Here is a 23,087-nt window from a genome sequence, read left to right as displayed (position 1 = left end):
GGGTATCAGTAGTCGAGTAGAACGAATCCGATCGACTGCCACGAGAGATTGCCTTGCCTGTCACCTTGAACCTCTACCTCGACGATTCCGGAACTAGACATCCCACCCACAAAGTCGGGAAGAAAGCGGCGCACGGGTACGACTGGTTCGCACTCGGTGGAATCCTGGTTCGAAGTGACGAAGAGGACAACGTCCGAGACCTTCACGCAAAGTTCTGTGAGAAATGGGAAATCACGGCGCCCTTGCACTCGTCGGAAATCAGATCGCAGAACGAGAACTTCGATTTCCTGCGGGGCTGGGAGAAGGACAAGCTGGGAGCATTCTACGAGGAACTTTACATTCTGATGCGAGAGGCGCCCGTGGTCGGTATCGCGTGCACTGTCGACCGTCCCGGATACTGTGGACGATACCTCGAGCAGTACAAGCAGAATCCTTGGATGCTCTGCAAAACCGCATTCACTATCGTCGTCGAACGCGCCGCGAAATACGCTATCGCGAAAGGCATGAAGCTGCGCGTGCATCCTGAGCGCTGCAACAAGGCTGAAGATGCGAACCTAGAGGGCTACTACAAGGCTCTAAAGGCGGAGGGAATGCCGTTCGCTAAGGGAAATTCCGATAAGTACGGCCCCTTGACCCCCGAGCAGTTGACCCAGACGCTCTACGAGTTCAAGACCAAGCAGAAGACTTCGCCGATGGCGCAACTGGCGGATCTGTATCTATGGCCGATCTGCATGGGTGGCTATCACGCCAGCAATCGTCCTTACCAGCGCCTGACCGAAGACGGAAAGCTGATTGACTGCCATATCAAGGAAGACGAGCGGCCGATGCTCGGATCCAAATATAGCTGCTTTGAGAATGTCGAACGGAAGGCCTAAAAACTCAAAAAGCCTCCGACGTTTCCATCGAGGCTTTTGGGCGACCGCAAAGGCGATCTCGTGGGCCAGGCCCGACCGAATAACTATCGTACCCCATGATTTGTTGCAAGGAATTTTTCGTTAAACCGAATTAACCTGGCGGCGGTACTAACGCAACATTCGTCGAAATCATGTACGAACTGGCATCGCTCGTTCCCTGGTTACCTATCCCCAAGCCGCTGTTGTTGTCGACGTCCCACCGCGCGATGACGTCCACGGTCACCGTCCGCGCGGCTGCCGCCTTCGTCGATGAGAGCTCGATCCCGACGATCCTGCACAGCAGGCTGCGATGTTGATGGTTTGCGGGCATTCTCTCGTGTCTCTGACGAGAAGTATCCTATATGATCACAAGCCAACTACGGATGACGCGCCAGCTAACTTATAGCTGCATCCCTAGGCCGATTTCATGTCAGCTTCTACGTACTTTCGGATACGGCGGGAACGGGGAAAATGGGGCGCGAAGCCGTCGTTGAATTGCAAATTTCCGCAATGGGCCCGACAGCGAACGAGCCTTTAAGCCACCACCCGAGTTACCGCACATGGGTGCGGATTCAGCTTTTATTAATCACATCGCATTAGCAGGCCTCGCCCGGCACCAACCGGCCAAGGATCATGTGAACTGCTTATCGCAATGAGAAATCAGTCTGCCTCGTCCCTTCACTTTCAGCGCAAGATCTCCGAATTCTGCAAACGTCCGTATCGCTCCGGTCGCCTCGAAGCGGGCGCTAGAGAACATCAGGCCTTATCTCATCAGCTTGGTCATCTACCGAAAGGCGCCACCCATGCGGAACGGGCGCATCGATTGGCAGGCCGTCGCCGGCGCCTTAAGCATCGAAGACGAGATGACGGCGGAGCTGAAGAAGAACCTTCGCTCCGGCCTTGAAGCCATCATCCGATGGTTGGACAAGGAGCGACCGGCGGAAGATGACCGCCCGGCCGTCGAGCAGCCCAGAAGAAAAATTAAGCCTGCTGCCGGTCCGGCCAAAGCAATGGCAGCTCGGCCGAGTTCCTCGGTAGCCACGGCCCCCATCGAACGAGCGCAGTCACGAGCGAAACCGGGCGTTCAACCAAGGCCCATCGAGGAATTCCCGACCCCGCTGTTCGACTGGACCGAGGAGCCTGAAGGATTTCAGCAGGCGCTGATCTATCACATGCGCCGGCACGGCGACAGTTATTGGCATCTGCATCGCGCCATTGTGCGCGAAGAAGATGCCTTCGATCACAAGACGCTCCTAAGCTGGACGAAAGGCACCAAAGTGCCGCGGTCGATCGTGAGCTTCGAGATCCTCTCTCAGCGATATCGGTGCTGCGGAGCGACGCCGGCTCGCTTGGCACCTGCCGGACAACTTCAACAGCCTGTCCTTTGCTAAGCGCGAGGAAATCCTGGAATGGGTTCGCCGGGTGATCATTTCCGGTTCGGCCGACTACCGTCGCTTCCAGGCAATGGCGACCAGACAGCGCTACGCCATACGCTTTCCGGCGATTTCGTACGGCGGTACTCCTTCATCACGAGCGTCGGCGGATAACTTAGATTGGGAGGACGAGGATCGCACGGCAATCGAGGATCCCGATCTTCTTTCAGGCGTGGTCGACGCCCCTCCCCGCCTCGCCATGGAAATGGCCAATCTCATCCGTTTCGAGACGGCGACGCTGACCGCACTCGGGTTCCAGCGAAACGGCGTCTGGGGAGAGGAAACGGCGTCGCAGAAGATCGAACATCTCGGGCTGATGTTCGGCGCCTTGGCTGCATCGCCGAAGGGACCGGTCAAAGGCTTTGGCGTTCCGCTCAGCCAGCTGACCTTCGGTCTCCTAGTTTTTCCCGGTGTCTGGGACTGGTATCTGCAGTGGCGCGAGACGCGGCTTCTACACCACCTGGGAAGAGGACATGCTGAGCGTTCTTCTCAACCTGGTGCGCGCCGAAACGGGCTGGCTTTGGCAACACCCGGAGCTCGCCCGAAACGTGACGCCGATACCTGGGCTGATCTCCGCGGCGGAAATCGCGGCGGCCGAACGGGATTGGCACGCTGCCTGCGAAACCTGCTTCAAACACGCTTCGCATCGCTCGAAGGAAATTCAGCGGGTGATGCGGGTTCACCGGGATCCGTTCGAACCGATCATGTGCGTGCTCGAAGCGGACAGCCCGCTCGCGGAATATCGCAAGATCACGGACGAGATCCTCAAGCGCACGCCGGATGAGGATCGCTATCCACGGGCCGCCGCCGAGGCGGTCCGGTCGTTCCTGATGTTGCGGCTCGGCCTGCATCTTGGTCTTCGCCAAAAGAACCTGCGGCAATTGCTTGTCTGCCCGCGCGGGCATTTCCCGACGTCGGAGCGCCGGCTCGAGGACATGAAACGCGGCGAACTCCGCTGGAGCGATCGCGACCGCGGCTGGGAGGTGCTGGTCCCGGCGAACGCCTTCAAGAACGCCAATTCATCCTTCTTCGGCTCAAAACCCTTCCGGCTGATTCTGCCGGACCTTCTCGATCTCTACAAATACCTCAACGCCTACATCGAGCGGCATCGCGGGGTGCTGATGGCCGGCGCCGACGACCCCGGCACTCTGTTTGTGAAGACGGTGAAGGCCAACAGCAGGGACGCTGCCTATAACCAGACGACCTTCTATGAAGCCTGGCGCCTTACGATCCAACGCTATGGCATCTACAACCCTTATACCGGCCGCGGCGCGATCAAGGGGCTGCTGCCGCATGGGCCGCATAATGTCCGTGATGTGCTCGCCACCCATATCCTCAAGCGGACGGGGTCCTACGAGCAGGCGAGCTACGCCATCCAGGACACCGCCGCCATGGTCGCCAGTCACTATGGCCGCTTCCTACAGGATAAGGCTGCGCTTGCCGCCAAAATCCTGAATCAGGTCTGGGAAGCAGCATAGGCTCCGTCACACTCCTCTTTCTGTATGAGAGTTCAAGTGACCTCCATTTCTGAAGGCATGCACTTGCACCCCAATGACAATTATGCGTATATTATGCGCATAATTTTGGAGGCTAGGCGAGCATGGCAAAAAATAAGCTCAAAAAGTGTCGCGTCGAAGCAGGTCTGACGCAGTCAAAGCTCGCCGCAGCTGTGGGTGTAACCCAGCCGACCTACCATCGCTGGGAGGTTGGCCAGTTGGCAATTCCAAAGGGAAAGCTCAACAAACTGGCGGACGAGCTCAAGACAACGCCTGAGGCAATCTTAGGTACTCACCCCCCGATCAAAGCAGCCTTCTATGATCCTGATGCGCCGGAGCAAGAACAATATTACGGCGAAGTGGCCATTCACTTCTCCGGAGGCGGCGAGCCTATTTTGCTGTCTATCTCCGAAGATGCTCATGGTACGCTCTATGCTGACCTTCAGGGCGACAACCAGTTTCTAATAGTGAAGAGCCTGTCTAACCAAACTGTCGCGATTCGTTCGGACGCAATATCTGATGTATATTTCTCCAGTGAAGCCTACGACTATTTTGGTCCGAAGGGTGAAACCTATAGGCAAGATTCACCGCTGCACTTGCCCGATTCCCGAGATTGGGAAATCATTGAAGCGATTGCAACCGATACTGTTGATATGGAAGACTTCGATGGGAACCATCTACAGCGTATTCAGGAGATTTTGAGCCCGACCTCCGACGAAGAGTTCAGGAGGCTCGTCAATGATGGCGTTGTCAAAGCTGAAGAGGTACAGGGCGAAAAGGCTAAGGAACGAGCAAAGCTGGAGCGAATCTTTCGCCTCGCAAAAGACGTGACCTATCAACTTTCAATGGGACAACGGCGGAACGTTCAAGCGGAAAGCGATGCAATCTATGAAGCTTTTTGGGGTCTTATAGAATGGCCTGACGCTTATGAGAATGAGATCATCCGAATACCGGCCGAGGGTTATCACCGGACAATATTCATCAACCCCAAGGCAGTGGATTACATCTCGATTCCCACGCATAAGTGGGAAGACGGCAGCATCCAAGCTCATGCGGAATTGATCGATGATGGCGACGATCAGCCGTCGGCAAAGACAAAGCGTAGGTAGACGGGAAAAAGATGCCGAGGCATGACAAGTGGACTCAAGCGCCCTGCGACGCTCCCTGTTGGTGTCGGATTGCTCCTGAGGGTACAGGTTCGTGGCGCCCGTGATGGAGTGCGCTGCAACGCGTTTGCGAAAACCTCATCAATTGAACAAAGTCGTTGATTTCAAAATCAGGCGTGAGGCCTTGGGGGCAGGAAGCCGACATTCAATGATCCGAATCGGACGTCGGACCGACAGATCCAATTTAGGCCCAACGATGTATGAGTAACAAAAACTTCAGTTTACGCTAACTTGTCTAGTCTCTTGAGAAACTTTCGACCGTCTTTTGTGTCGGCAGCCAACTCAACGAGATCCCAACGCAGCTTTTCGTCGGATGCGAGCCGGACAAAACTCTTTTCATCGAGGTGCTGCTCTACATAAGCACTTACCGTTGCAAGGCGAAGCCGCAGGCAAGTATCCCACTGCTGCCACCAATAGAGGTTTGGCAACAAACGCGCTAATGGCTCGAACGCGTCCCTGGGCAAACGAGAGTTCAAGATTTCATAGTGAACGGCTTCGAAGGCTCTTTCGAACAGAGGCTCGCAGCCCCTAACCGGTCGAGCAAGTGCCAACGACAGCAAATACGAGAGAAGCCTCAATCTATCTTGTCCTCGCACATCGTCGCTAACGGCGACAAGCTTCTCCGCCCACTGACGCGGGGTCAAATGAAGACCCCGATTGACGTCAAGGGTGAGAAGCAGTGCACACGCTGCTAGATCAGTAGTCGACGTCGCCTGGGCGACAAGTCGATTCGCGAGAGATTGCGGGTTGTGAGCTCGTACCGCATCAAGCCAAACTTGTGAAACAATCGCACCGTTCTGCCTTAGACTTCCCGCGAAGTGATTGTAAACAACAGTTTCGGCGATGTCCGGGAACTGCTGCGTCAGCAGGTCCGCAGCGCTTTTGTCGTGAACCGAAATCAAGCGAACGATCGCTCTAGCGGCTAGGTCGGCAGTATCGATATGTGCCAGCAGGAGGTTGAGATCGGGCTGAGGAATTTCGGCAAGCTCCTGAGCATCCAGCAATTCTGGATTTTCTTTGACCAAACGCTCGCGAAGAACAGGATGATCGCGGACGGTCTGGAGAAGCGATGCAGACGGAACTACAGCCGCAATACGGTTCAACATTTCGTCACAGACCGCTGATCCCCTCTCAATCGCCTTTTCCGAAATTGATAGGATCCGGGCGGCGTCGCTCGACCATAGGTCATGCACAGCCTGATAGACCGAAGGTCCCGGTGCTGGTAGGCCGACTGATACCCCGTCGGCAAGATATTCGAGGAGGCCGAGCGGATCGATTGTTGGAAGCAAGCTCTCATCCTCTCGATCAATCGAGACGAGGTCTTCCTTGAGAAGCTTCCCATCGTTCTCGTCCGGAAGGACGGCCACGACTTCGTCCAGGGTTTTGGCCAGCGTGGAACCGGTCAGCACAGGCACGCGGGTCTTGTCGTATAGCTGGGCAAGAAAGCGGAAGCGCTCCCTTCCCCGATGCTGATCCGCTCCGTATCGCCAAAGAAATTCTCGGAAGAGCGTAGGGCCAGCCGTGATGTCGGCCAGGGCAACTTCCTCCCAAGAATCCAAGTGAATGAGGTCCGCAGGTCTGTTTTCGTGTCCCGGCGTCTCGCGAACAACCTGAAGATCAAAGCGTGGGCGCGCGCCCAGGCTGTCGGTCCCCCCCCCGGAAGTCCGGAACGAAAAGCTTCGCCGGAGTCGGGGCCATTGTTGAGACCACACCGAGAAAACCGCATTGTCGACCTGCTTGGGGTTCCCGGCTACGACCCCACGAGCTCTGGATTGATAAACGGCGCGTAGTAAAGTCAATATCTCGTCAGTGGACGAAGGAGACGCGCCATAGAAAATGCCAGTGAGGGGACTGACCGGTGCGGTGAGTTGCTCGCGGTAACTGCCGAAATCCCCGGAATTAAGCGGCTTTTGAAAAAGATGTCGCAGAACCCCAAGGTTACTCAGACGGCCGATGTCCGCGAGTCCAACCAATAGGACATGGGTCCACACGCATCCCGGCCTCGACATTTCCGGCGCCGGCCACGTATGCATGAGCGCATATGATTTCAATGAGGCAATGGGCAGGCCGGTCCAATAACTTTCGAATTTCCCTGAGGACAGCCCGGGAACCAGATCGGTCAAAGGAAGCAACAAGGAAGTTGCCTCGTCCGATATCTTGGACGACGACGCAAGTAGGCGATGCCCCTCGTCGTAGCCGAAGAGGCACTGCTCGATACGAATTGTTTCGTTGCTCGCGAGAGCCACGTCAATCACCTCCACTCAGCCATACGACTGGAGCTGTGAGGTCATGAAGGTCGGCATCAGGACCCATACAACGGATCCTGCGACTTGGCGTTTCTCGAGCCAATCTTTCGCGGCTGTCACCTGTGACGGCGCCGCCCTGCGCGGAGATCCCATACACCCTTACATCGAAACTCTCGCGGTTCGCTTTCAGAAATTGGTTCAGAAATGGAAGCTCGCGCGCGAGCCAATCACTTGGCGTCAACTCGGGATCGCTTACCACATCCCACGCTGACACGCCGATCGCCAGCCGTCGACGGCGTATTTCAAACGGCGCGCGCTGGATGAACTGTAGTAAGTCGACGAGCCTAACCTGCTCAGGCACGAGACTTGGCGACCACTCTCGCTCGTCCTCCGGATTTTCCGGATTGGAGTCTCCCAAGATAACGGGAGCGAGATCGAGATGGGTTATCCCGTCCTGCGCCCGGTCGGCGTTGATGAAAAGCAAAATGCCGCCGTTGCGAGAAAGACCGTTGAGATAGCCGGGGGTACATGACCGGCCTGCAAACTGTTCTTCAAAGGACTCCCCTGACAGATCCGGAAACTCCAATACTGCCTTTCGTGCAGTGGCAGGCTCATGCACATGGATGGCCACCTGGGTTTCTGCCGCTACTGGTGTGCGCGGAACCTCTTCGCACCGCCTCCACGCTTCCACTATTTCGTTGAGGTATCGATTGTCACCGACGAGACGGTCGAGAGTGAGTTTTGTTTCGACCTCGCCGGCATCAATAAGGTGCCAAAATGCAGCAAGGAAGGTCGTTTTGCCGGAGCGCGGCAGACCCAGGATAGAGTGGTAGAGTGTCTCCATCAATTCTCTCCGTAGTGCGTCCGCACAAGGAGCCTATCAAATTCGCTTGTGAGCAGGAACTTCGGGGCAGGCTCGGCCACTTGGTCGGTCTTTGGTCTGACCCAGTCCGTAAGCAATTCGCCGATCCCATGAGCTGGTTGGAAAGTTCCGCTGGGGTCCCTGGCGGCGATTCTCCAAAATGTCAACTCCGCCAGACGCGGTCCGAAGTCGCGGAGTAAGCGCTCTTCGAACTCAGCAATGGCCCTCGTTGTGGCCTCCTCTTCAGCGGACCCCATGATGAGATCCATTTTTGTTGTGACGACCTGAACCACCGAGTCTCGACCCAAAGCGCCTCCGTCGAGGAATGCTCTCAGCGATTGGCGCGTGACGTGAAGTGCATTGGCGCGTTCCATTGGATCATTTGCCCGGCGGCCATCGATCAGGACAACGAGACGGTCGGCCTGGTACAGTTCCGAGAGCGTTTCGACCAGTCGCGTATCGCTTCTCGCATCGCGATAAACCTCACCTGCTCGATCGGAAATCAACACGTCCGTCGGCGGCCCGTCGTCCCCAACAAGCCCCAGGTGAAAGTAATGGAGGTCTTCCAGTATCGACGTCCTGGGCGTGTCTGGTGTTGCACGGCCGGATTCCACGCGGGAATAATGCGCACGTCGTTCGAGTGCGACCAACGTCCGGCTTCTCGCGAACCCCAGTCCCGAGAAAGGACCGCGAAGGAGCCTGTCATAAATCGCGCACATGATGGTGCTCTTCCCGCTATCTTTGTCGCCGACAATGGCTACGAACGTTGCCGGCTTCCATCGCAGAAAGCGATCAACTTCTGCAGGGCTCAACGCCTCTCCGGACGCCAACTGTACACGGGTATCCTCGTTTTGCGATCCGCCCGTATCATCGCCACCTTCCTCATCCTGGTAGAGCTCGAGGTCCTCGTCAGATTGGTCCGGTTGGTGTTTCTGTTCGGCCATCGCAATGCTCAAAACGCAGACAACAACTGGGATTCACGATACGCTTGGAGCGCGAGGTCGAATGGTGACATTGCCAATTGGGGATCGAAGCCAGCCGCTTTTGTGTAGGACGCCTGCCAAGCTAAGCCCTTCCCGATAGCATTGGCGCTCGCGAACGCTCCGAGGACAGGGCAAATGTCGGATTTCCCTGGCAGTTGTTCGTTGGCAATACCCTCAAACGCCTTCTCGGGCATCCCCTCGACGACGTCCTTGACAGCAACCTTGCTTGGCTTGGCCTTGCGGCCTTGTGCGATGGTCCTCTGCAGTATCGCAGGGGCCGCAGCAGGTCCTATGGACGTACGGCTGAGGTTTGCCAGATCGATGCCGGCCAGGACAGCAGCAATGGGCAGGTCGAGTTCGGAGAACGGGCACTCGAGAATGCGGCTCCATCCGCCAATATGCCACCATAACATTTCGACCTCTTCTTTGAGATCCGCGACGTCTTCCGCAAGCGGGCGGGTGACCCCAGCAGCCTGGTTCGCGAGGTTCTTTACAGCCTCGTGCGCCTCCTCGGTTATTTTCTTCACGAGGTCCTCCCATTGGCCGTTCTGGGCAAGAGCTTGGGCTTCGGACGCGATCTTGCCTTTTGTTGGCAGCCTGATTTGAGCGGGATTGCTTGCTGCGCGTTGACGCGCTCGAATTGCCTTGTCAGTGAGAGCACGGCTTGCCTCGCCAACGAGATAGGGAAGCACAGTTGCTTTTCGGTGCCCAGCTGCGCTGGTCGTCAGCACCACTAGGGCACAATAGGCTAAGCCATCGTCAATCCCGGCGCTAAGAAGCCCCCCTGCCAGAACAGCAGCTTCCCGTTCGTTCTCATGCAAGGAGAACGATGGATCGGTCGTTCCGAAGGCGTTTCTGAACCAGTCCGTGCCTCCTCGCAATGGGAGGCCGAAATAGAGGCGCGCAAGATTAACTGCCTGTTCCGCCGACATCTCACTGCGCAATTTGTCAAATGGCTCCTGTCGAAGCCTCAGGATATCGGGGCCCGGATTCAGGCCCGCCATTCGGTAATTATCGGCAAAATTAAACTCAGCCACCTTTGCTCGCTCCCCATGGGCCGCCTAGTCAGCGACCACGCCCTGCCTTTTTCACTTCGTCGTCGAGTTGTTCGATCAGTCCCCGCTCCTTCGCGCGCATAAAAACGCGTCGGAACCGCTCGAAATCTGGTTGGTTCGCATCTTCCTCTTCGAGGAGGTTCAACTTACCCGCAATCGCTGATTTTTGGCTCAGCGTCAGCTTGAAAAAACGAATGCTGATCTCGCGCAATGATTCCATCGGATCAGTCCTCGCTGGGTCGGAGACGCCCTGGGCATCACCTTCTATAGCATGGCCCCCGGAAGTCTGATGCGATGGCGGTACATCCGGCTCGGGGGCAATCCATGATGGCAATTCGATGGATTGCCGAAATGACTCACGCTGTCGATCTGTCTTGGCACGAAATTCCCCGGGTCGCGACTGCCAAACACGCACATGAATTTCGACATCAAGCTTGCGCTGATCACCTACTCCATCAACGTTTAATTGAATAAGGTTGTAGCCCGGTTCCCATCCGTTTTCGGTTCGATCCGGGTGGGCGGCACTCGCAGCCACCCGTATATTGTCCCGCCCCACATGAATTCGGTTCGTATGCTCGTGGCCGAATAGTTGCAGACAAGCGATGTCGTTCAGATAGTCCTCCAGAGCATTTCCCTGACGCAACCAGCTAAACGGGTGGTGGCACATGACAAGGTGCTGGACGTTATCTTCCCGCGTCAACTGGAAGCACGCGGGATCGACAAAAAGATCGCCGGGACGGTCCAGCGCACTTGAAAGGAACGCGGAGTTGAAACCCGACATTCGCAGAATTGAACCGTCATTCAACAAGAGGTCGCGCTTTGCGATGGTGCGTTCCGGCGGTTTGAGATCACAGAAGAACTGACCGGCAAAGTCGTTGTACGGGCCCAAAGCTTCGTAAAGCAAGGTCCCACTGTCGACGTCGGTCAAAGCACTTCGAAGCGCGCCCTCCAGGAAAAGCTGATCTGTAGCTTTGATATCGCGGTGGATTGTTTGAACAAGGTGGCGCGAGGCAATGTTGCGAACAACGTCATGGTTGCCCGGAATGACAAAAACCGCCGGCAGCGCAGTTCCGCAGCGTGTGCAAAGGTCTTCCAGCCATCGGAGCGCATAGTCATATTCCGCCTTGTCTCCAGCAAAAGCCACGTCGCCAGAGACCAGGACGGCAGCAGGAACTTGACCGATGCGCTGGCATTGCACGGCAGCATCTCGTAGCAATTCGTTCCTGAGATGCGCATTGGGATCCATGGCCGTTCCCACTTCACCGCGGCGAAAATGAATGTCTGACAGGTGGAGAAGGAGCATCTGAGTGGACTTTGGAGCAGTGGATTGCGAAGAGGCTAGCCACACCTGAGGCTCAGATCTGCAGTAGCTCGACCAAGACTCAGTTGTAGTCAAAAAGACTATCCTTTCCCGTAGACGGAAATTCAAGAGCCAACTCGCCTGATGATTGTAAGCTGGACTAGCCAGCTTGCCTGGCAGTGATGGAGCGTCGCCTTGCCGGCCGGCGGCCCAGTTCAAGCTCAACAGGCATATCTTCCAGTGCTTTAGTCGACCAGTCGATCACGTTCTCTCAGTTCGTGCTCGGCCGCTCGGACATCCGACTGCCGCCGACGACTCCCTCAGGAGCTTCCAACAGCTCCGTCCTTGGCCCCGATCGTCTCAACGACTCATGCTCGCCGGCGCCTACTCGACGGCTTCGTTGCTTTCGGCTCCCTGGCTTCGCAGCCTGCGCAGACAATCGGCGGCCCTGCGCGGGCGGGCTTTGCGAGTAGCGGGCATTCACCACCTCGGTCTTCGGACGTCGTGGCCAGCATTATGCTGCACCAGGCCTGGAGAGGATCGAAATTTCCGTCGATCTCTGCGGAGTCGCTGGCGTGGGCGAAATGCACTGGCTCCAGGACCATCCCCAATAGGCCATCACGCCCCGCTCATCTGGGCAGCTAAGAGAGCCCTGCGAGCATAAATTTCACGAGCGATTAACCGAATGAATTAACACATGAAATCTCGTTAACGGAAGGTAATTGGGTTTAGGCTTCCGTTAGCCGGACGCCAATTTCCGCGCTAGGTCACTATCGATAGGTATCAAGTATCGATAGTTAGCCATCTGAAGCCAATTTCTTGCCATGTCAGTTGTTTTGGATGGGCGGATTCGCCTGGAAATCCGGACATTTCAGCCCCTTCCCCAGCCTTGTTCAGCGGGCTCATTTGCCTGATCGCGTGGCCTAGACCTCTCCCGAGCGGCCGACGCGGAGCGCCACCGGAAAGTTTTTCAGTGTCAAAGCCCGCGTGAAGCCACAGGGCGATACTCGAACTCCTTCAAAGCGGCTGGTTTTGCGGCGTTTCGGCCACAGAAAGCCATCAGCGCGATTCTGCGACCTTCGACAGCCCGGTCTTGTTGCAGACCCGATTTCGCGCTGTACGACCTTCTATTTCGCGCATAAAACACGCTTGCAAAGGAGCGTTTTCTCACACATTTCTTATTTGTACAAATCTTCCCCGAAACGATCGAAAAGAACGATGGCGAAAGCTGCAACCCACAGTCCCCCTCCCCTGCCGCAAAGGCTGATCGGATATGCTCGCGTTTCGACTGACGATCAGCTCAACGACGCCCAGGTCGATGAGTTGCGGGCAGCCGGTTGCCACCGCATCCACCAGGAGCACGGATCCGGCGCGTCACGCGCACGGCCGGTGCTGGCGAAGCTTCTGAAGGACCTTGGCGCCGGCGATGTGCTCGTCGTCGTCCGCCTCGACCGCCTGGCGCGCTCGGTCAGTCACCTGCTTGACGTGATCGAGGATTTGGAGCAGCGCGGCGTGCATTTCCGCTCGCTGCGCGATCCGATCGACACCTCGACGCCGCAGGGGATGTTTTCCTTGCAGGTGCTCGGCGCTGTCGCCCAGCTTGAGCGCGCGCTGATTGCCGAACGAACGAGGTCCGGCATGAAGGCCGCCAGGGCGCGCGGCAGGCTTGCCGGCAATCCCGGGCTTCGGGAACGCCGCCCGGAGGCCATCCGCGCGGTCTCAGTGGCACGCGACCGGGCCTACCTCGATGAACTGATTGCGTCAGCGCAGATATGGCTGCCGACCGTCCGGCAGCTGCGCCCGCAACACAGTTGGGACAACGTCGTGCGGATCCTCAACCGGCGGGGCCACGACTGGACAGTCGAACGGTTGCGCCGGGCGGTCCGTCGGATGGTGCGCGAAAAGCTCGCGGAACCGGAACTGCTTGCCCGCTCGCCGCGCCGGCCGCCCGAGGATCACCTGATGCGGCTCGTTGCCGGAATCGCCATCGCCGATCCCGATCTGTCGCTGCGCGACATTGCCGCCCAATTGGACCAGATGCATGAGCGGCCGCCACGTGGCGGCCGGAAGTGGCAGCCGTCTTCCGTCAGGGCGCTGCTGGACGACGCGCGCCGCCTCGGGCTCGTTCGCTCTTGAGCGCCTGCTTCATGAGGCTGAGGGTTCGACCGGGATGCCGCAAACGAGGTGTCCACCCCTTGCGCCTGCGCCGACACGAGGTAGGAGGTAGAATGGTGTATGGTGCCCAACGGATGAGCACAGAACCGATAGCGTGAAGGAAGGGCGCCCGAGATAGCCATAGACCCGATCCGCCTGCCAGCCGCGCTGGCCCCGCTCGCTCCCGAAACGGCTGACGCGGAGCTCGCCCCTGTCCTGTCGCGCGCTTTTTCCGGCTTTAGCTTCACCGCGACCATGCTCTACAGCGCCTAATGGCGGCACCCGCACCGTACTCACTCCCGACGGCTTCCTGCTCGGCTAACATCGCGACCGGCTCGAGCGCGAGCTTGCCGAACTCGGCGGCGACCTCACCACGCTCTGGACGCGGCACCGAGCGAGCGGATGCCAATTCACGGGGTGACGCAACACAAGCGTGATACCATCGCGCTACAGGATTAGGTACGGCCGACTTCATTCAAATCCCCTCGGCCGCGAGGCCGAATATCTTGCCGCACCGGCGGCGGCATCGTCCACTGGGGTTCGACGTCCAAGACGTTGAGCAGCGTAGCCAGCGCGAGATCGGTTTGTGCCCCGGCCACTGATGCATTCGGCCGAGCAGTTGCCGGCTGACGAAGGCCTTTCGGTAAGCGGATCGAAGCGATCGACGCCGAAGTCGACCTCCCCCTTTGCCTGGTATTTTCTCATGACGCACGGCCATTGGGTCGATCCCGATGCCGCGGTCCTGCTCGCCTGGGCGGACAAACCGGATCTGTTCTGAGTCGTCGGCCACGCGACGGCCGGAAATGGGCAACCGTCTTCCGTGAGGGCAGACGCTTAAAAAGACGTTTGAGTTTGGACATCAACCTGTTCCGGCTATCCGAGCTATCCGATAACGTGTAACAACCTCCTCACCTGCGATCCTGTTTCGCAGCCATCGTCGCGACATATGTAGAATTCTAAGAGATCTGTGGTTCAGGAAGATGTCTATCGTTGCAGTAAAGGTTCTGTCCACTGTCAGCCCTTATGGGACGGCCCTTTCGGCTGAGCAGCTGGCATCCAAGATTTCCGATCCTGCCAGCGCAGTCTCTTTCGATCCTTCGGCGTTTTCCTTCTTTTCCGAGGTGGACGAGGATCTTCAGGTCTCGTTTTTGAACGAAATGCATGTTGATCCCACGGCCGCCACCGACCTGGCACGAAGTTCTCGGTACTTGCTGGCTACCCCCTCCCTTTGGCGCGGGCGGCGTAGTTGATCGGACACCCGGTCAGCGGATTGAGCGACCAACCCTGATGGCTATGAGTTCGATGGATCGCGGACGCTGAAGATCGTTTTCGAAAATGTCGGTGAGATCGACTTATCTGTGGCCCAGCCTCACAGGCAACCCGACGGTGAGAGCTTCTCCGATATTCCGCACGCGGCTCAGTCAATGACGATTGAACGCCTGGAAACCATCTGCACTGGCGCAAAGACCTAGCGGACGCTACGAAGCCCTGCGGCGCTAGGGCTCCGTTCGCCCGCATCAACGCCATCAACATTGGCCCGAGCGAAAACTCGCCGCGTGCCGCCTTTCGCGTGAGATCACGCAAGTAGCCGCCGGCGTTTTTGATGTGCCCTGCCCTTTCGATGATACAGGCGATAACCGCCGCGGCGTTCTGCGGTCAACGGATCTTGGAGGCGTCCTGATAGGCGCTCGGGCTGACGCCGAGCATCGATCGGACAACCACAGCAGCGAACATCAGGTCTCGCCAGCTTTCGACATTACCGCTCGGCCCACAGTCGCGGATCTGTGGGCATGCCTGCAGCACCATATTGAGCGGAAACGCCTTTATCGGCTCTCTCGTCGGCCGGATGGCTAGACTCGATCTCGTCTCCTGCTCTTTTCAGTATGTGACTTCATTCTGAAAAGCATTGCTGGTCGTATCTTTTGGATTGGTTTGAATTTCCAGGCGATTGATGGTTCTCATCCCGTAGCATTTGCATTTCGTCGGGAGTTGGCGCTATATCCGCGACCGTCGGCGTGCGCGGGGTGCGGCCGGTCAGCTCGAGGAAATAGTCTTCGATGCGTCCCGAGTCGCCGACAGCCCCTCCTCCATTGAGACGGTGAAGTTTCCTCGAGCCGGCAGATCGACAAAGAGAAATGCGCCGCTCATACCAAAGCTATTGGATGCTAGCGTCCAGAACGAACATATTGATATCGCTCGTACGAATGTGCTGTCCGACGGCTTCAAGCTCCTCATCTTTCAGCCGCCTGTAATCGCCTTCGCCAGAATTCCCGCTTCGAAGACGTATGTCGCCGCGCCGTAAATCCACGCTGCTTACTTAGATCTCCGCTGGCCGGGCGAATCTCTACAGTTTGACCAATTTCTGACCGCAGGGCTCCTGGTAACCCGATGGGTTCACCGCCAGCATCGAGCGGCGATGACGGCGGCTGACATCATGTCGCGCCACCTGGAGCGTAATTGCGATTTAAGGGCACGTCCTCAACACCATCTTAAGCGGGAACCCCGGATCGGCTCCCGCTTCATTCGATCATCACGCCTCGAAAAAACGACCGAAACCCTTCCTCCAAAAGCAAACGGAGACAATTTAGAAGTAATGCTTTGATTCGTTTGTGGAAATTGATATTTTTGTCAGCTGACAACTTTTTTGCAATACGTCACCCCCATACTTCGCAACCGATCAAAGGACCAAAATCTAGTGTAGCACTCGGCCTTTTACACCATCGTCCTGGCGCCTCATCGCAGCGCATCAATGATCAAGCCAGTTCACGCGGAACCAGCTCCCCTCCAATGCGCGAACGTCTCCGCCAACCTCTGGAGCGCAACGCTGAAGGAACTCCGACTAGTTCGGGCTTCTCCCTGCCTTTGGTATCCTCAATGTCGCCGGCGAAAGTCCCAGCATGCAGCGTGAAGTGCCTATTCGTATCGAATTGAGCCACTTGAGTTGCTCCCCTGCCGAGACCACCGCAAGCGACAGCGTCAGACATAAGTTCCCCTAGTCGCTTGATTCGACGTACGCATCCGCCGATTTTGTCAGCCGACAACATGCTGTCGCCCAAGAACTAAGGCGTCGGTTCCCGCCGATCAACCGGGTTCTTCGATCACGAGGCCAATCGATCACTCCCGCCGCGCGCCCTCAGTAAGGCCATCAACATCGGCCCCAGTGAAAACTCGCCGCGCTTTGCCCGGGACGTCAGGTCGCGGAGATATCCGCCGGGCGATTTGATGTGCCCTGCCCGCTCCAGAATGCAGGCCATGACGGCGGATGCATTTTCGGGTCCCATGACCTCGCAGGCACCCTGGTAGGCCGATGGACTGACGCAGAGCATCGAGCTGACGACCACTGCGGCCTGCATCAGGTCGCGCGGCCTTGCCACTGCGCCTCCAGGGCCATAATCTGAAATGGTTGGGCAAGCCCGCAACACCATATCCAGCGGAAATACCTTCATCGGCTCGCGCTGCGGTTCGATGGTTTGGCGCGGCTTCTCGCCCTGCTCTTTTCGAGAGCTAGGTTCAAGTTCAATAAGGGATTCGGATTCTGAATTCTGTTTGTGCCGCTCAATTTGATCATGATTGGCGCTCAAAATATCCATTTTTACCCTAAGTTCCAAAAGGTTGGAGATTTCCTCGCGCAACATCTCCATCTCTTCCAGGATGGTGGTTAAGGTCGCGGCAGTTGCCACTCGGGGAATGGCCACGACTAGTCTGCGGTAGTGCTGGTGTATCGCGTCCCAATTGCCGTTCACTCCCTCCTTGTGGGCGACGTCAATCAGCTTGCTGATATCGCGTCGGCAGATCGTCAGGCGCTCGCGAAGTCTACGCAACTGCTGTCGCTCCATCTCGACATCGGCAGCTATTTGCTCGATCTCGCGTGCACGTGACAGCAATGGAGCCAACGAAAAGCCATAGGCCTCAACGATCGCACCGTCTCCGTACTTGCGGGCGTAGCGCTTGCCGTTTGGGCTATCGCGGCGTGCCAGAAGGCCAGCGTCGACGAGCGCTGCGATGTGGCGCCGCAGTGTCGCTTCGGCCATGCCATGCGCGCGAAGTGACAACTGCATGTTAGAGGGAAACACTATGAGGCCGTTCTCCTCAGACAAAGTCGTCTCGGGATAAAAACTCAAAAGTGCGCTCATAACCGAGAGGGCACGCTCGCTGATGCCGAGCTTTGGCTTAGCTTCGCAGAGCGCCCGAAACAGCTTCCACTTGTCGGCCGATGTCTCGGGTTCGATTTCACGTGACATATATTGGCTTGCCAACATGCCGAGCGTCATCGATCGGCGCCCGAAAGGCGTCGTCACACTTCCACTTTGCATCTTCTTTCACCTATCTTCAGGCAAAAGACGTCCGCTCACCCGTTCCGGTGCCAAAGACTCTTGACTGCGATTCGTGGAAATGCGATTCTCAGGCTGCTAAACGATGAGAGAGGCTTCCACGATGGTTACCGTCTGGGGGCCTTTTTCTTTTGCGTGCTCAGTCTTCCTTCCGATTACCCTGCGCCAGAAACTCGGCGTAGAGCCGGTCCAGGTTGTCTGCGAGATACCGACCAAAGGGGCCGGCATTCCTTGATTTCATAGACAAGGCAAAAGCCTTGCCGGAATTCGAATACTTCGCGGAGACGGTCTTGTCCGTCGGTTGCCAGTTCTCCATGATCTTGGGAGTTGTCTTTCGGACAGGCTTCGCCGCGCTGTTCAGACCAGAAAACAGGGCATTGAAGCGTTCGTCGGAGCTCAGTTCGTCGAAGGAGGGATCGGAGACGATCGCCTTCACCTTCTCTTCGTTGGCGGTTTTGCCCACAAGCAATGACAGCTCGACCCAGCGTTCTCTGCCGACTGTCGAGCAGGGCCCGATCCTTGCGATTGTCTCTTCAGGAATACGATCCGTTACGGCGATCATTTTCGAGATGGCGGCCGCATTGGCAGCAAGTGCCGATCCGATGGTTGCCCGGTCGTAGCCAAGCTTCTCGAGGTGCGAGGCGAAGTTCGCCCGCTCGATGAAGGAGAGGTTGGCGCGCGCCGAGTTTTCCTGTCCCTGGGCGATGACGTGGGTACGGTCATCCAGCGCCTTGACGACCGCCTTGACCTTGCGGCGGAGCTCACGGGCAACGCGGGCGCGGCGATGTCCAAAAACGATCTGGTAACGGCCGGCTGCCGACGGGTGAGGGCGCACAAGGATAGGCGTATCCTGCCCGCGCTCGGCGATCGCCTGCTTCAATTCCTCGAACTGCTCGGGATTATCGTCCATGCGATCAGAGACGAACGAACCATCCAGTGTCTCAGGGTCGAGTTCGACAACCGTTTCTCCTTCGAGAAATTTCTCGGCCTGGCGCGACAACTCATCGAGCGAGCGCACCATGCTCTTCGAGGCGCCGCGCATCGGATAGGCGGGCGCGACGTCTGCGTGCGGGATTTCCGCTGCGTCTACCAGTCCCGCCAATAGGTTCTTTCTCGCCATCTACCTGCTCCGTTTGCCTTCGATCTACCGGATAGTACCGGTGAAAGTTTACGCCGGTCCGTTGAGAACCTTCCTGCCCCAGGAGGCATGAACGAGTTCTGCGATCTCGGCGTTGACTGCGTTCAAGGAGTCCATCGCGCGCTCATAAGTGGATCGCGTCATCTGGCTCTTGTCGACTTCGTAAAGTGTCTGCTTAGTGATGCCTGCGTCCGAAATCGCTGTCGATTTCAGCATCTGGTTCTTCAGCACGAACTGGTGGAACAATGTCTGCATGAAGCCCACCATCTGCGCCTGCGGCCCGTCCGTTGGTTCGTACCGGGTGATCAGGTAGCGATACCATTCGAGATTAACCGCAGCACCCGCATCCCGGATCGGCTTCAGGATCCCGCCCAGCATCAAAAGAAACTGTCCCATCGACATGACGTCGAGCATCTGCGGATGGATCGTGATCAGGACGCTCGTCGCCGCAGTCAGCGCGGTGATCGTGAGATAGCCGAGTTGGGGAGGGCAGTCGATGACGACGACATCGTACCGGTCGTCGACCTCCCCCAGCGCGCGCGAAATCCGCGTGAAGAAGGTCTTGCCGTCGTTTGAGCTCTTATTCGACATCGCAAGCGGCGTGTCGTATTCGTACTCCTGGAGTTCAAGATTCGCAGGCACGATATCGAGGCCCGGGAAATTGGTCGCCTGGATGATCTCGCTAATCGATCGGCGTTGATCGTCATATCTGAGCGCCTCATAGAGCGAGGGCGACATGTCGAGCTCGGGCTGAAAACCGTGGAGCGACGAAAGTGATGCCTGCGGGTCGAGGTCCACCGCCAATACACGGTGCCCGGTCAACGCCATGTACTGCGCGAGATGGGCGGCCGTCGTCGTCTTGCCCGAACCGCCCTTGAAATTGACAACGGCAATGACCTGGAGCTTTTCGCCTGGCCGACGGTACGGTACGTAGTTCCTGGCTTCCGATCGTCCATGCTGATCGAGATACTGACGTAGTTCCGCCATTTGCTCGGCACTATAGGAACGGCGACCCGACGACGATGTCTGGGGGAGGGGGCCCTTTCCCTCAAGATGGAGTTTCTTCAGCGTGCTTTGCGAGACGCCTAGGAACTGCGCCACTTCCGAAAGCGAGAACTGGCGAAGCAGTTTCTTGGCGTTTGGCGGGAACTGCTGCATGCTCAGGAGATGCAGCTTCTTAGAAATCAGATCGCCCTGTTCGAGGATGAGATCCTCGAAATGCATCGGCTGTGCGGGAGCGATGGACGGCGAATTAGCGTTCATTGCAAGGGAACTCTCGAATAACGGTTTTTCGGCCAGAGAGCCGACATAATCGTTATTATGTGCGATTCTAGCCCGCTGACAAGGAATATAGAGTTAACAAAGGGTTAATACCGCATGCCAAGCGGACGCCGCTCGAAGGCAGAACACACGTATTTCTCCTTTATTCTTATGCACTTAGAAGGCCGCTTACGCTCCGCTAGGCGCCAGCACTTTTCCAGGGGAGAAATACGGCCGTTCGCCTGGCTACGAAACGCCACTTCGAAATAGCCGTCATATTACTCCCGCGACTCACCCGACTCAGTCTTTGTGGATCCAACCCCAACGGGTTTCCCGTGAACCCTGCAATAGGGTAAGGCCACGCCATGTCTTTCACCCAAACTAACGCCCGAATCACCGCCTGCACAACCCTGTTGAATTCTACAACTGCCCAGCGATTTGGATCCGTGCTCATCTCGCGGCGATGTTCAACGACGGAGAAATTGATGCAGGTTCTCGCGATCTCAAAGCCCCGGAATACCGAAGAAGCCCGGCTTCTCCACAGCCAACATCAACTGCGCGCCCGCATCTTTTCCGATCGGTTGGGTTGGGAAGTCAATGTTGCGGGAGGCTGTGAGTCGGATGCTTTCGACGACATTCAACCGACCTACATTTTAGCCGTTGCCAGGATGGGCCGGTTGGCTGGATGCGCCCGCCTTCTTCCTACGCTGGGCCCAACGATGGTGGCGAACGTTTTCCCCTCGCTCCTTTCTGCCGGGCAACTCCGCGCTCATTCATCCATGGTCGAGAGCTCGCGCTTTTGCGTGGAAACCTCCCTTTCTGAGGGTAGGGGAGACGGTTCTATTCACGAGGCAACGCTCACCATGTTCGCGGGGATTATCGAGTGGTCGATGGCGAACCGGTTCACCGAGATCGTCACGGTAACGGACATCCGATTCGAGCGGATCCTCGCCCGTGTCGGTTGGCCGCTTCGGCGCCTTGGCGAGCCGAGAAGGATCGGGGTGACCATGGCCGTGGCCGGCACTCTACCGGCGAATGCGGACACATTCATGAAGCTCCGCCCCGCCAATTACCGCTCCAACATCACCAGCCCTCTTGGCCAAGCAGCTAAGGAGAAATCCGTGACACAGCTTCGCTCCCATCCTCGACTCGTCCGCAAGCTTCAAGAGGCGCTTGGCGACGAGCTTTGCGTCGCACTGGATGATAGCAACGTCGTCGAGATCATGCTGAATCCCGATGGAAAGCTGTTCATCGAACGGCTTGGGCATGGCGTGGCGTCGGCCGGAGAGATGTCATCAGCTGCGGCGGAAATGGTGATCGGTACGGTTGCCCACGCGCTGCAATCCGAAGTCGATACCCACCAACCCATCATTTCCGGCGAACTCCCGATTGGCGGACATCGCTTCGAGGGCCTCTTGCCGCCGGTGGTCGCCAAGCCTGCGTTCACGATTCGCCGTCGGGCTTCGCGTCTGATCCCGCTCGACGATTATGTGCGCTCCGGCGTGATGACAGAGTATCAATCTTCGACGATCCGGAGCGCAATTTCCTCACGGCTCAATATCATCATCTCCGGGGGCACGGGTTCCGGCAAGACCACTCTCGCGAATGCCGTGATCAACGAGATCGTGAAGAGCGCCCCGGAAGATCGCCTCGTCATTCTTGAGGATACCGCCGAAATTCAATGCGCGGCCGAGAACGCGGTTCTCCTGCACACGACCGACGCAATTGATATGGCCCGCCTTCTGAAGAGCACGATGCGCTTGCGCCCCGACCGCATCGTTGTCGGCGAGGTCCGCGACGGCGCAGCGCTGACGCTTCTAAAGGCCTGGAACACAGGTCACCCCGGCGGGGTGGCAACAATCCACTCGAACACGGCGAACTCCGCGCTCCGTCGCCTGGAGCAGCTGACGGCCGAAGCAAGCCAACAGCCGATGCAGGAGGTGATCGGGGAGGCTGTCGACCTCATCGTTTCCATCGAGCGTACGCCGCGAAGCCGGCGTGTGCGCGACATCATCCAGGTCGAGCGCTTCGCCAACGGCCAATACGAGATCGAATCTGACCAACTCACCGAAGAGCAGGAGGCGCGGCATGTCGCGTAAGAGTGAGTTTGTCTCCATCGCGCTTCTTGCTGCGCCAGTCATTTTGGCGTCGGTCGCACCGGCCCTGGCCAGTTCAGGCGGTAGTCTGCCCTGGGAAGGACCGCTCGAGCAGATCCAGGAGTCCATCACGGGGCCAGTCGCGGGCTACATCGCACTTGCAGCGGTAGCGATCGCGGGCGGCATGCTGATCTTCGGTGGAGAGCTCAATGATTTCGCGCGGCGACTGATGTACGTCGTGCTTGTTGCCGGCATTCTGCTCGGCGCCACGACCATTGTCGGTCTGTTCGGTGCGACCGGCGCTTCGATCGGTCTGATCGATAATCACGTCACGTCGACACACCCGAATGGAGGAGGGGAGGAGACTCATGACTGAGTCGCTGTCCCAACTTCACCGCAATCGCATCCACCGTGCGCTCTCCCGGCCGAACCTCCTGATGGGCGCGGACCGGGAACTGGTTCTGATCACCGGGCTTGCCGCTGTCATCCTTATTTTCGTGGTGCTGACTGTCTACTCGGCGCTTTTCGGGGTCGCGGTCTGGATCGTGGTCGTCGGGCTGCTCAGGATGATAGCGAAGTCGGACCCGCTCATGCGGCAAGTTTACGTCCGCCATATCTCGTACGAACTCTACTACAAAGCGACCACTTCTCCGTGGCGCCGGTATTGAGGGGAC

15 protein-coding genes and 4 pseudogenes are annotated in these 23,087 nt (G+C 57.6%); 10 read left to right on the top strand and 9 right to left on the bottom strand.

The window, feature by feature from the left end; genetic code table 11:
- Nucleotides 1–53 precede the first annotated feature (53 nt).
- From CO676_RS22835 to CO676_RS22805, 3 genes and pseudogenes are all read left to right on the top strand, one after another.
- Nucleotides 54–875: a DUF3800 domain-containing protein gene (locus CO676_RS22835; protein ID WP_179875597.1), complete on the top strand. Its 822-nt coding sequence runs from the start codon at nt 54–56 to the stop codon at nt 873–875.
- Between the two features lie 670 nt (nt 876–1,545).
- Nucleotides 1,546–3,804 (top strand): annotated as a pseudogene (locus CO676_RS35390) (hypothetical protein).
- Nucleotides 3,805–3,926: 122 nt separating this feature from the next.
- On the top strand, nt 3,927–4,931 hold the full coding sequence (locus tag CO676_RS22805; RefSeq protein WP_097522739.1) for a helix-turn-helix transcriptional regulator: 1,005 nt from the start codon (nt 3,927–3,929) through the stop codon (nt 4,929–4,931).
- 278 nt (nt 4,932–5,209) lie between these two features.
- Here CO676_RS22805 and CO676_RS22800 read toward each other — a convergent pair whose 3' ends face one another.
- Genes CO676_RS22800 through CO676_RS22780 form a run of 5 tightly spaced genes read right to left on the bottom strand, consistent with a single transcriptional unit; the run spans nt 5,210 to nt 11,437 of the window.
- On the bottom strand, nt 5,210–7,234 hold the full coding sequence (locus tag CO676_RS22800; RefSeq protein ID WP_097522738.1) for a hypothetical protein: 2,025 nt from the start codon (nt 7,232–7,234) through the stop codon (nt 5,210–5,212).
- A 1-nt stretch (nt 7,235) separates the two neighbouring features.
- Nucleotides 7,236–8,078: a hypothetical protein gene (locus CO676_RS22795; protein ID WP_097522737.1), complete on the bottom strand. Its 843-nt coding sequence runs from the start codon at nt 8,076–8,078 to the stop codon at nt 7,236–7,238.
- Nucleotides 8,078–9,040, bottom strand: a complete 963-nt coding sequence (locus tag CO676_RS22790) for a hypothetical protein (protein WP_097522736.1) — start codon at nt 9,038–9,040, stop codon at nt 8,078–8,080. Before CO676_RS22790 ends, CO676_RS22795 begins: the two co-directional genes overlap by 1 nt.
- An 8-nt stretch (nt 9,041–9,048) precedes the next feature.
- Nucleotides 9,049–10,116: a GTPase-associated system all-helical protein GASH gene (locus tag CO676_RS22785; RefSeq protein WP_144340182.1), complete on the bottom strand. Its 1,068-nt coding sequence runs from the start codon at nt 10,114–10,116 to the stop codon at nt 9,049–9,051.
- Nucleotides 10,117–10,144: 28 nt separating this feature from the next.
- Entirely contained in the window at nt 10,145–11,437 is a 1,293-nt protein-coding gene (locus tag CO676_RS22780; protein ID WP_097522734.1) for a metallophosphoesterase, read from the bottom strand.
- 1,215 nt (nt 11,438–12,652) lie between these two features.
- Between CO676_RS22780 and CO676_RS22775 the strand changes: the two genes are divergently transcribed.
- The 3 genes and pseudogenes from CO676_RS22775 to CO676_RS36200 all read left to right on the top strand — a co-directional run bounded on the left by CO676_RS22775 (nt 12,653) and on the right by CO676_RS36200 (nt 14,834).
- Complete coding sequence (locus CO676_RS22775; RefSeq protein ID WP_046120173.1) at nt 12,653–13,570, top strand: recombinase family protein; 918 nt, start codon at nt 12,653–12,655, stop codon at nt 13,568–13,570.
- Nucleotides 13,571–14,174: 604 nt separating this feature from the next.
- Nucleotides 14,175–14,366 carry a hypothetical protein gene (locus CO676_RS34680; protein WP_144340181.1) on the top strand — a complete coding sequence of 64 codons (192 nt, stop codon included), beginning with the start codon at nt 14,175–14,177 and terminating at the stop codon, nt 14,364–14,366.
- Between the two features lie 202 nt (nt 14,367–14,568).
- Nucleotides 14,569–14,834 (top strand): annotated as a pseudogene (locus CO676_RS36200) (hypothetical protein).
- A gap of 257 nt (nt 14,835–15,091) precedes the next feature.
- Here the strand turns inward: CO676_RS36200 and repC (CO676_RS35385) are convergent.
- The 4 genes and pseudogenes from repC (CO676_RS35385) to repA all read right to left on the bottom strand — a co-directional run.
- Nucleotides 15,092–15,433, bottom strand: a pseudogene (gene repC, locus CO676_RS35385) (plasmid replication protein RepC); the annotation flags it as partial.
- Nucleotides 15,434–16,686: 1,253 nt separating this feature from the next.
- Nucleotides 16,687–17,901: a plasmid replication protein RepC gene (gene repC / locus CO676_RS22755; protein ID WP_046120172.1), complete on the bottom strand. Its 1,215-nt coding sequence runs from the start codon at nt 17,899–17,901 to the stop codon at nt 16,687–16,689.
- Nucleotides 17,902–18,058: 157 nt separating this feature from the next.
- Nucleotides 18,059–19,039: a plasmid partitioning protein RepB gene (gene repB, locus CO676_RS22750; RefSeq protein WP_046118773.1), complete on the bottom strand. Its 981-nt coding sequence runs from the start codon at nt 19,037–19,039 to the stop codon at nt 18,059–18,061.
- A 48-nt stretch (nt 19,040–19,087) separates the two neighbouring features.
- The gene (gene repA / locus CO676_RS22745; RefSeq protein WP_046118772.1) at nt 19,088–20,320 is read right to left on the bottom strand and encodes a plasmid partitioning protein RepA; all 1,233 of its coding nucleotides are present in this window, start codon (nt 20,318–20,320) and stop codon (nt 19,088–19,090) included.
- 482 nt (nt 20,321–20,802) lie between these two features.
- Here repA and CO676_RS22740 point away from each other — a divergent pair.
- From CO676_RS22740 to CO676_RS22725, 4 genes and pseudogenes are all read left to right on the top strand, one after another.
- Nucleotides 20,803–21,426 (top strand): annotated as a pseudogene (locus CO676_RS22740) (acyl-homoserine-lactone synthase); the annotation flags it as partial.
- Nucleotides 21,427–21,438: 12 nt separating this feature from the next.
- Nucleotides 21,439–22,416, top strand: coding sequence for a P-type conjugative transfer ATPase TrbB (gene trbB, locus CO676_RS22735; protein WP_097522761.1), 978 nt, complete (start codon nt 21,439–21,441; stop codon nt 22,414–22,416).
- Nucleotides 22,406–22,789, top strand: coding sequence for a TrbC/VirB2 family protein (locus CO676_RS22730; RefSeq protein ID WP_097522733.1), 384 nt, complete (start codon nt 22,406–22,408; stop codon nt 22,787–22,789). Before trbB ends, CO676_RS22730 begins: the two co-directional genes overlap by 11 nt.
- A complete protein-coding gene (locus tag CO676_RS22725) occupies nt 22,782–23,081 on the top strand; it encodes a conjugal transfer protein TrbD (RefSeq protein WP_097522732.1) in 300 nt (99 codons plus the stop codon). The genes CO676_RS22730 and CO676_RS22725 overlap by 8 nt, the downstream gene beginning before the upstream one ends.
- The last annotated feature ends 6 nt before the right edge of the window (nt 23,082–23,087 follow it).

The organism is Sinorhizobium sp. BJ1 (genome assembly GCF_002531555.1).
Taxonomy (GTDB): domain Bacteria; phylum Pseudomonadota; class Alphaproteobacteria; order Rhizobiales; family Rhizobiaceae; genus Sinorhizobium; species Sinorhizobium fredii_B.
The sequence above is the reverse complement of the archived record's forward strand: the minus strand, read 5'-3'. Positions and strand labels throughout refer to the sequence as shown.

What these genes read in the sequence shown, in the direction of transcription:
- CO676_RS22790 (WP_097522736.1), bottom strand. Translation starts at nt 9,040, where the DNA reads ATGGCCGAACAGAAACACCAACCGGACCAATCTGACGAGGACCTCGAG.
- CO676_RS22805 (WP_097522739.1), top strand. Translation starts at nt 3,927, where the DNA reads ATGGCAAAAAATAAGCTCAAAAAGTGTCGCGTCGAAGCAGGTCTGACG.
- repB (WP_046118773.1), bottom strand. Translation starts at nt 19,039, where the DNA reads ATGGCGAGAAAGAACCTATTGGCGGGACTGGTAGACGCAGCGGAAATC.
- repA (WP_046118772.1), bottom strand. Translation starts at nt 20,320, where the DNA reads ATGAACGCTAATTCGCCGTCCATCGCTCCCGCACAGCCGATGCATTTC.
- CO676_RS22725 (WP_097522732.1), top strand. Translation starts at nt 22,782, where the DNA reads ATGACTGAGTCGCTGTCCCAACTTCACCGCAATCGCATCCACCGTGCG.
- CO676_RS22780 (WP_097522734.1), bottom strand. Translation starts at nt 11,437, where the DNA reads ATGCTCCTTCTCCACCTGTCAGACATTCATTTTCGCCGCGGTGAAGTG.
- repC (WP_046120172.1), bottom strand. Translation starts at nt 17,901, where the DNA reads ATGCAAAGTGGAAGTGTGACGACGCCTTTCGGGCGCCGATCGATGACG.
- CO676_RS22795 (WP_097522737.1), bottom strand. Translation starts at nt 8,078, where the DNA reads ATGGAGACACTCTACCACTCTATCCTGGGTCTGCCGCGCTCCGGCAAA.
- CO676_RS22775 (WP_046120173.1), top strand. Translation starts at nt 12,653, where the DNA reads ATGGCGAAAGCTGCAACCCACAGTCCCCCTCCCCTGCCGCAAAGGCTG.
- CO676_RS22730 (WP_097522733.1), top strand. Translation starts at nt 22,406, where the DNA reads ATGTCGCGTAAGAGTGAGTTTGTCTCCATCGCGCTTCTTGCTGCGCCA.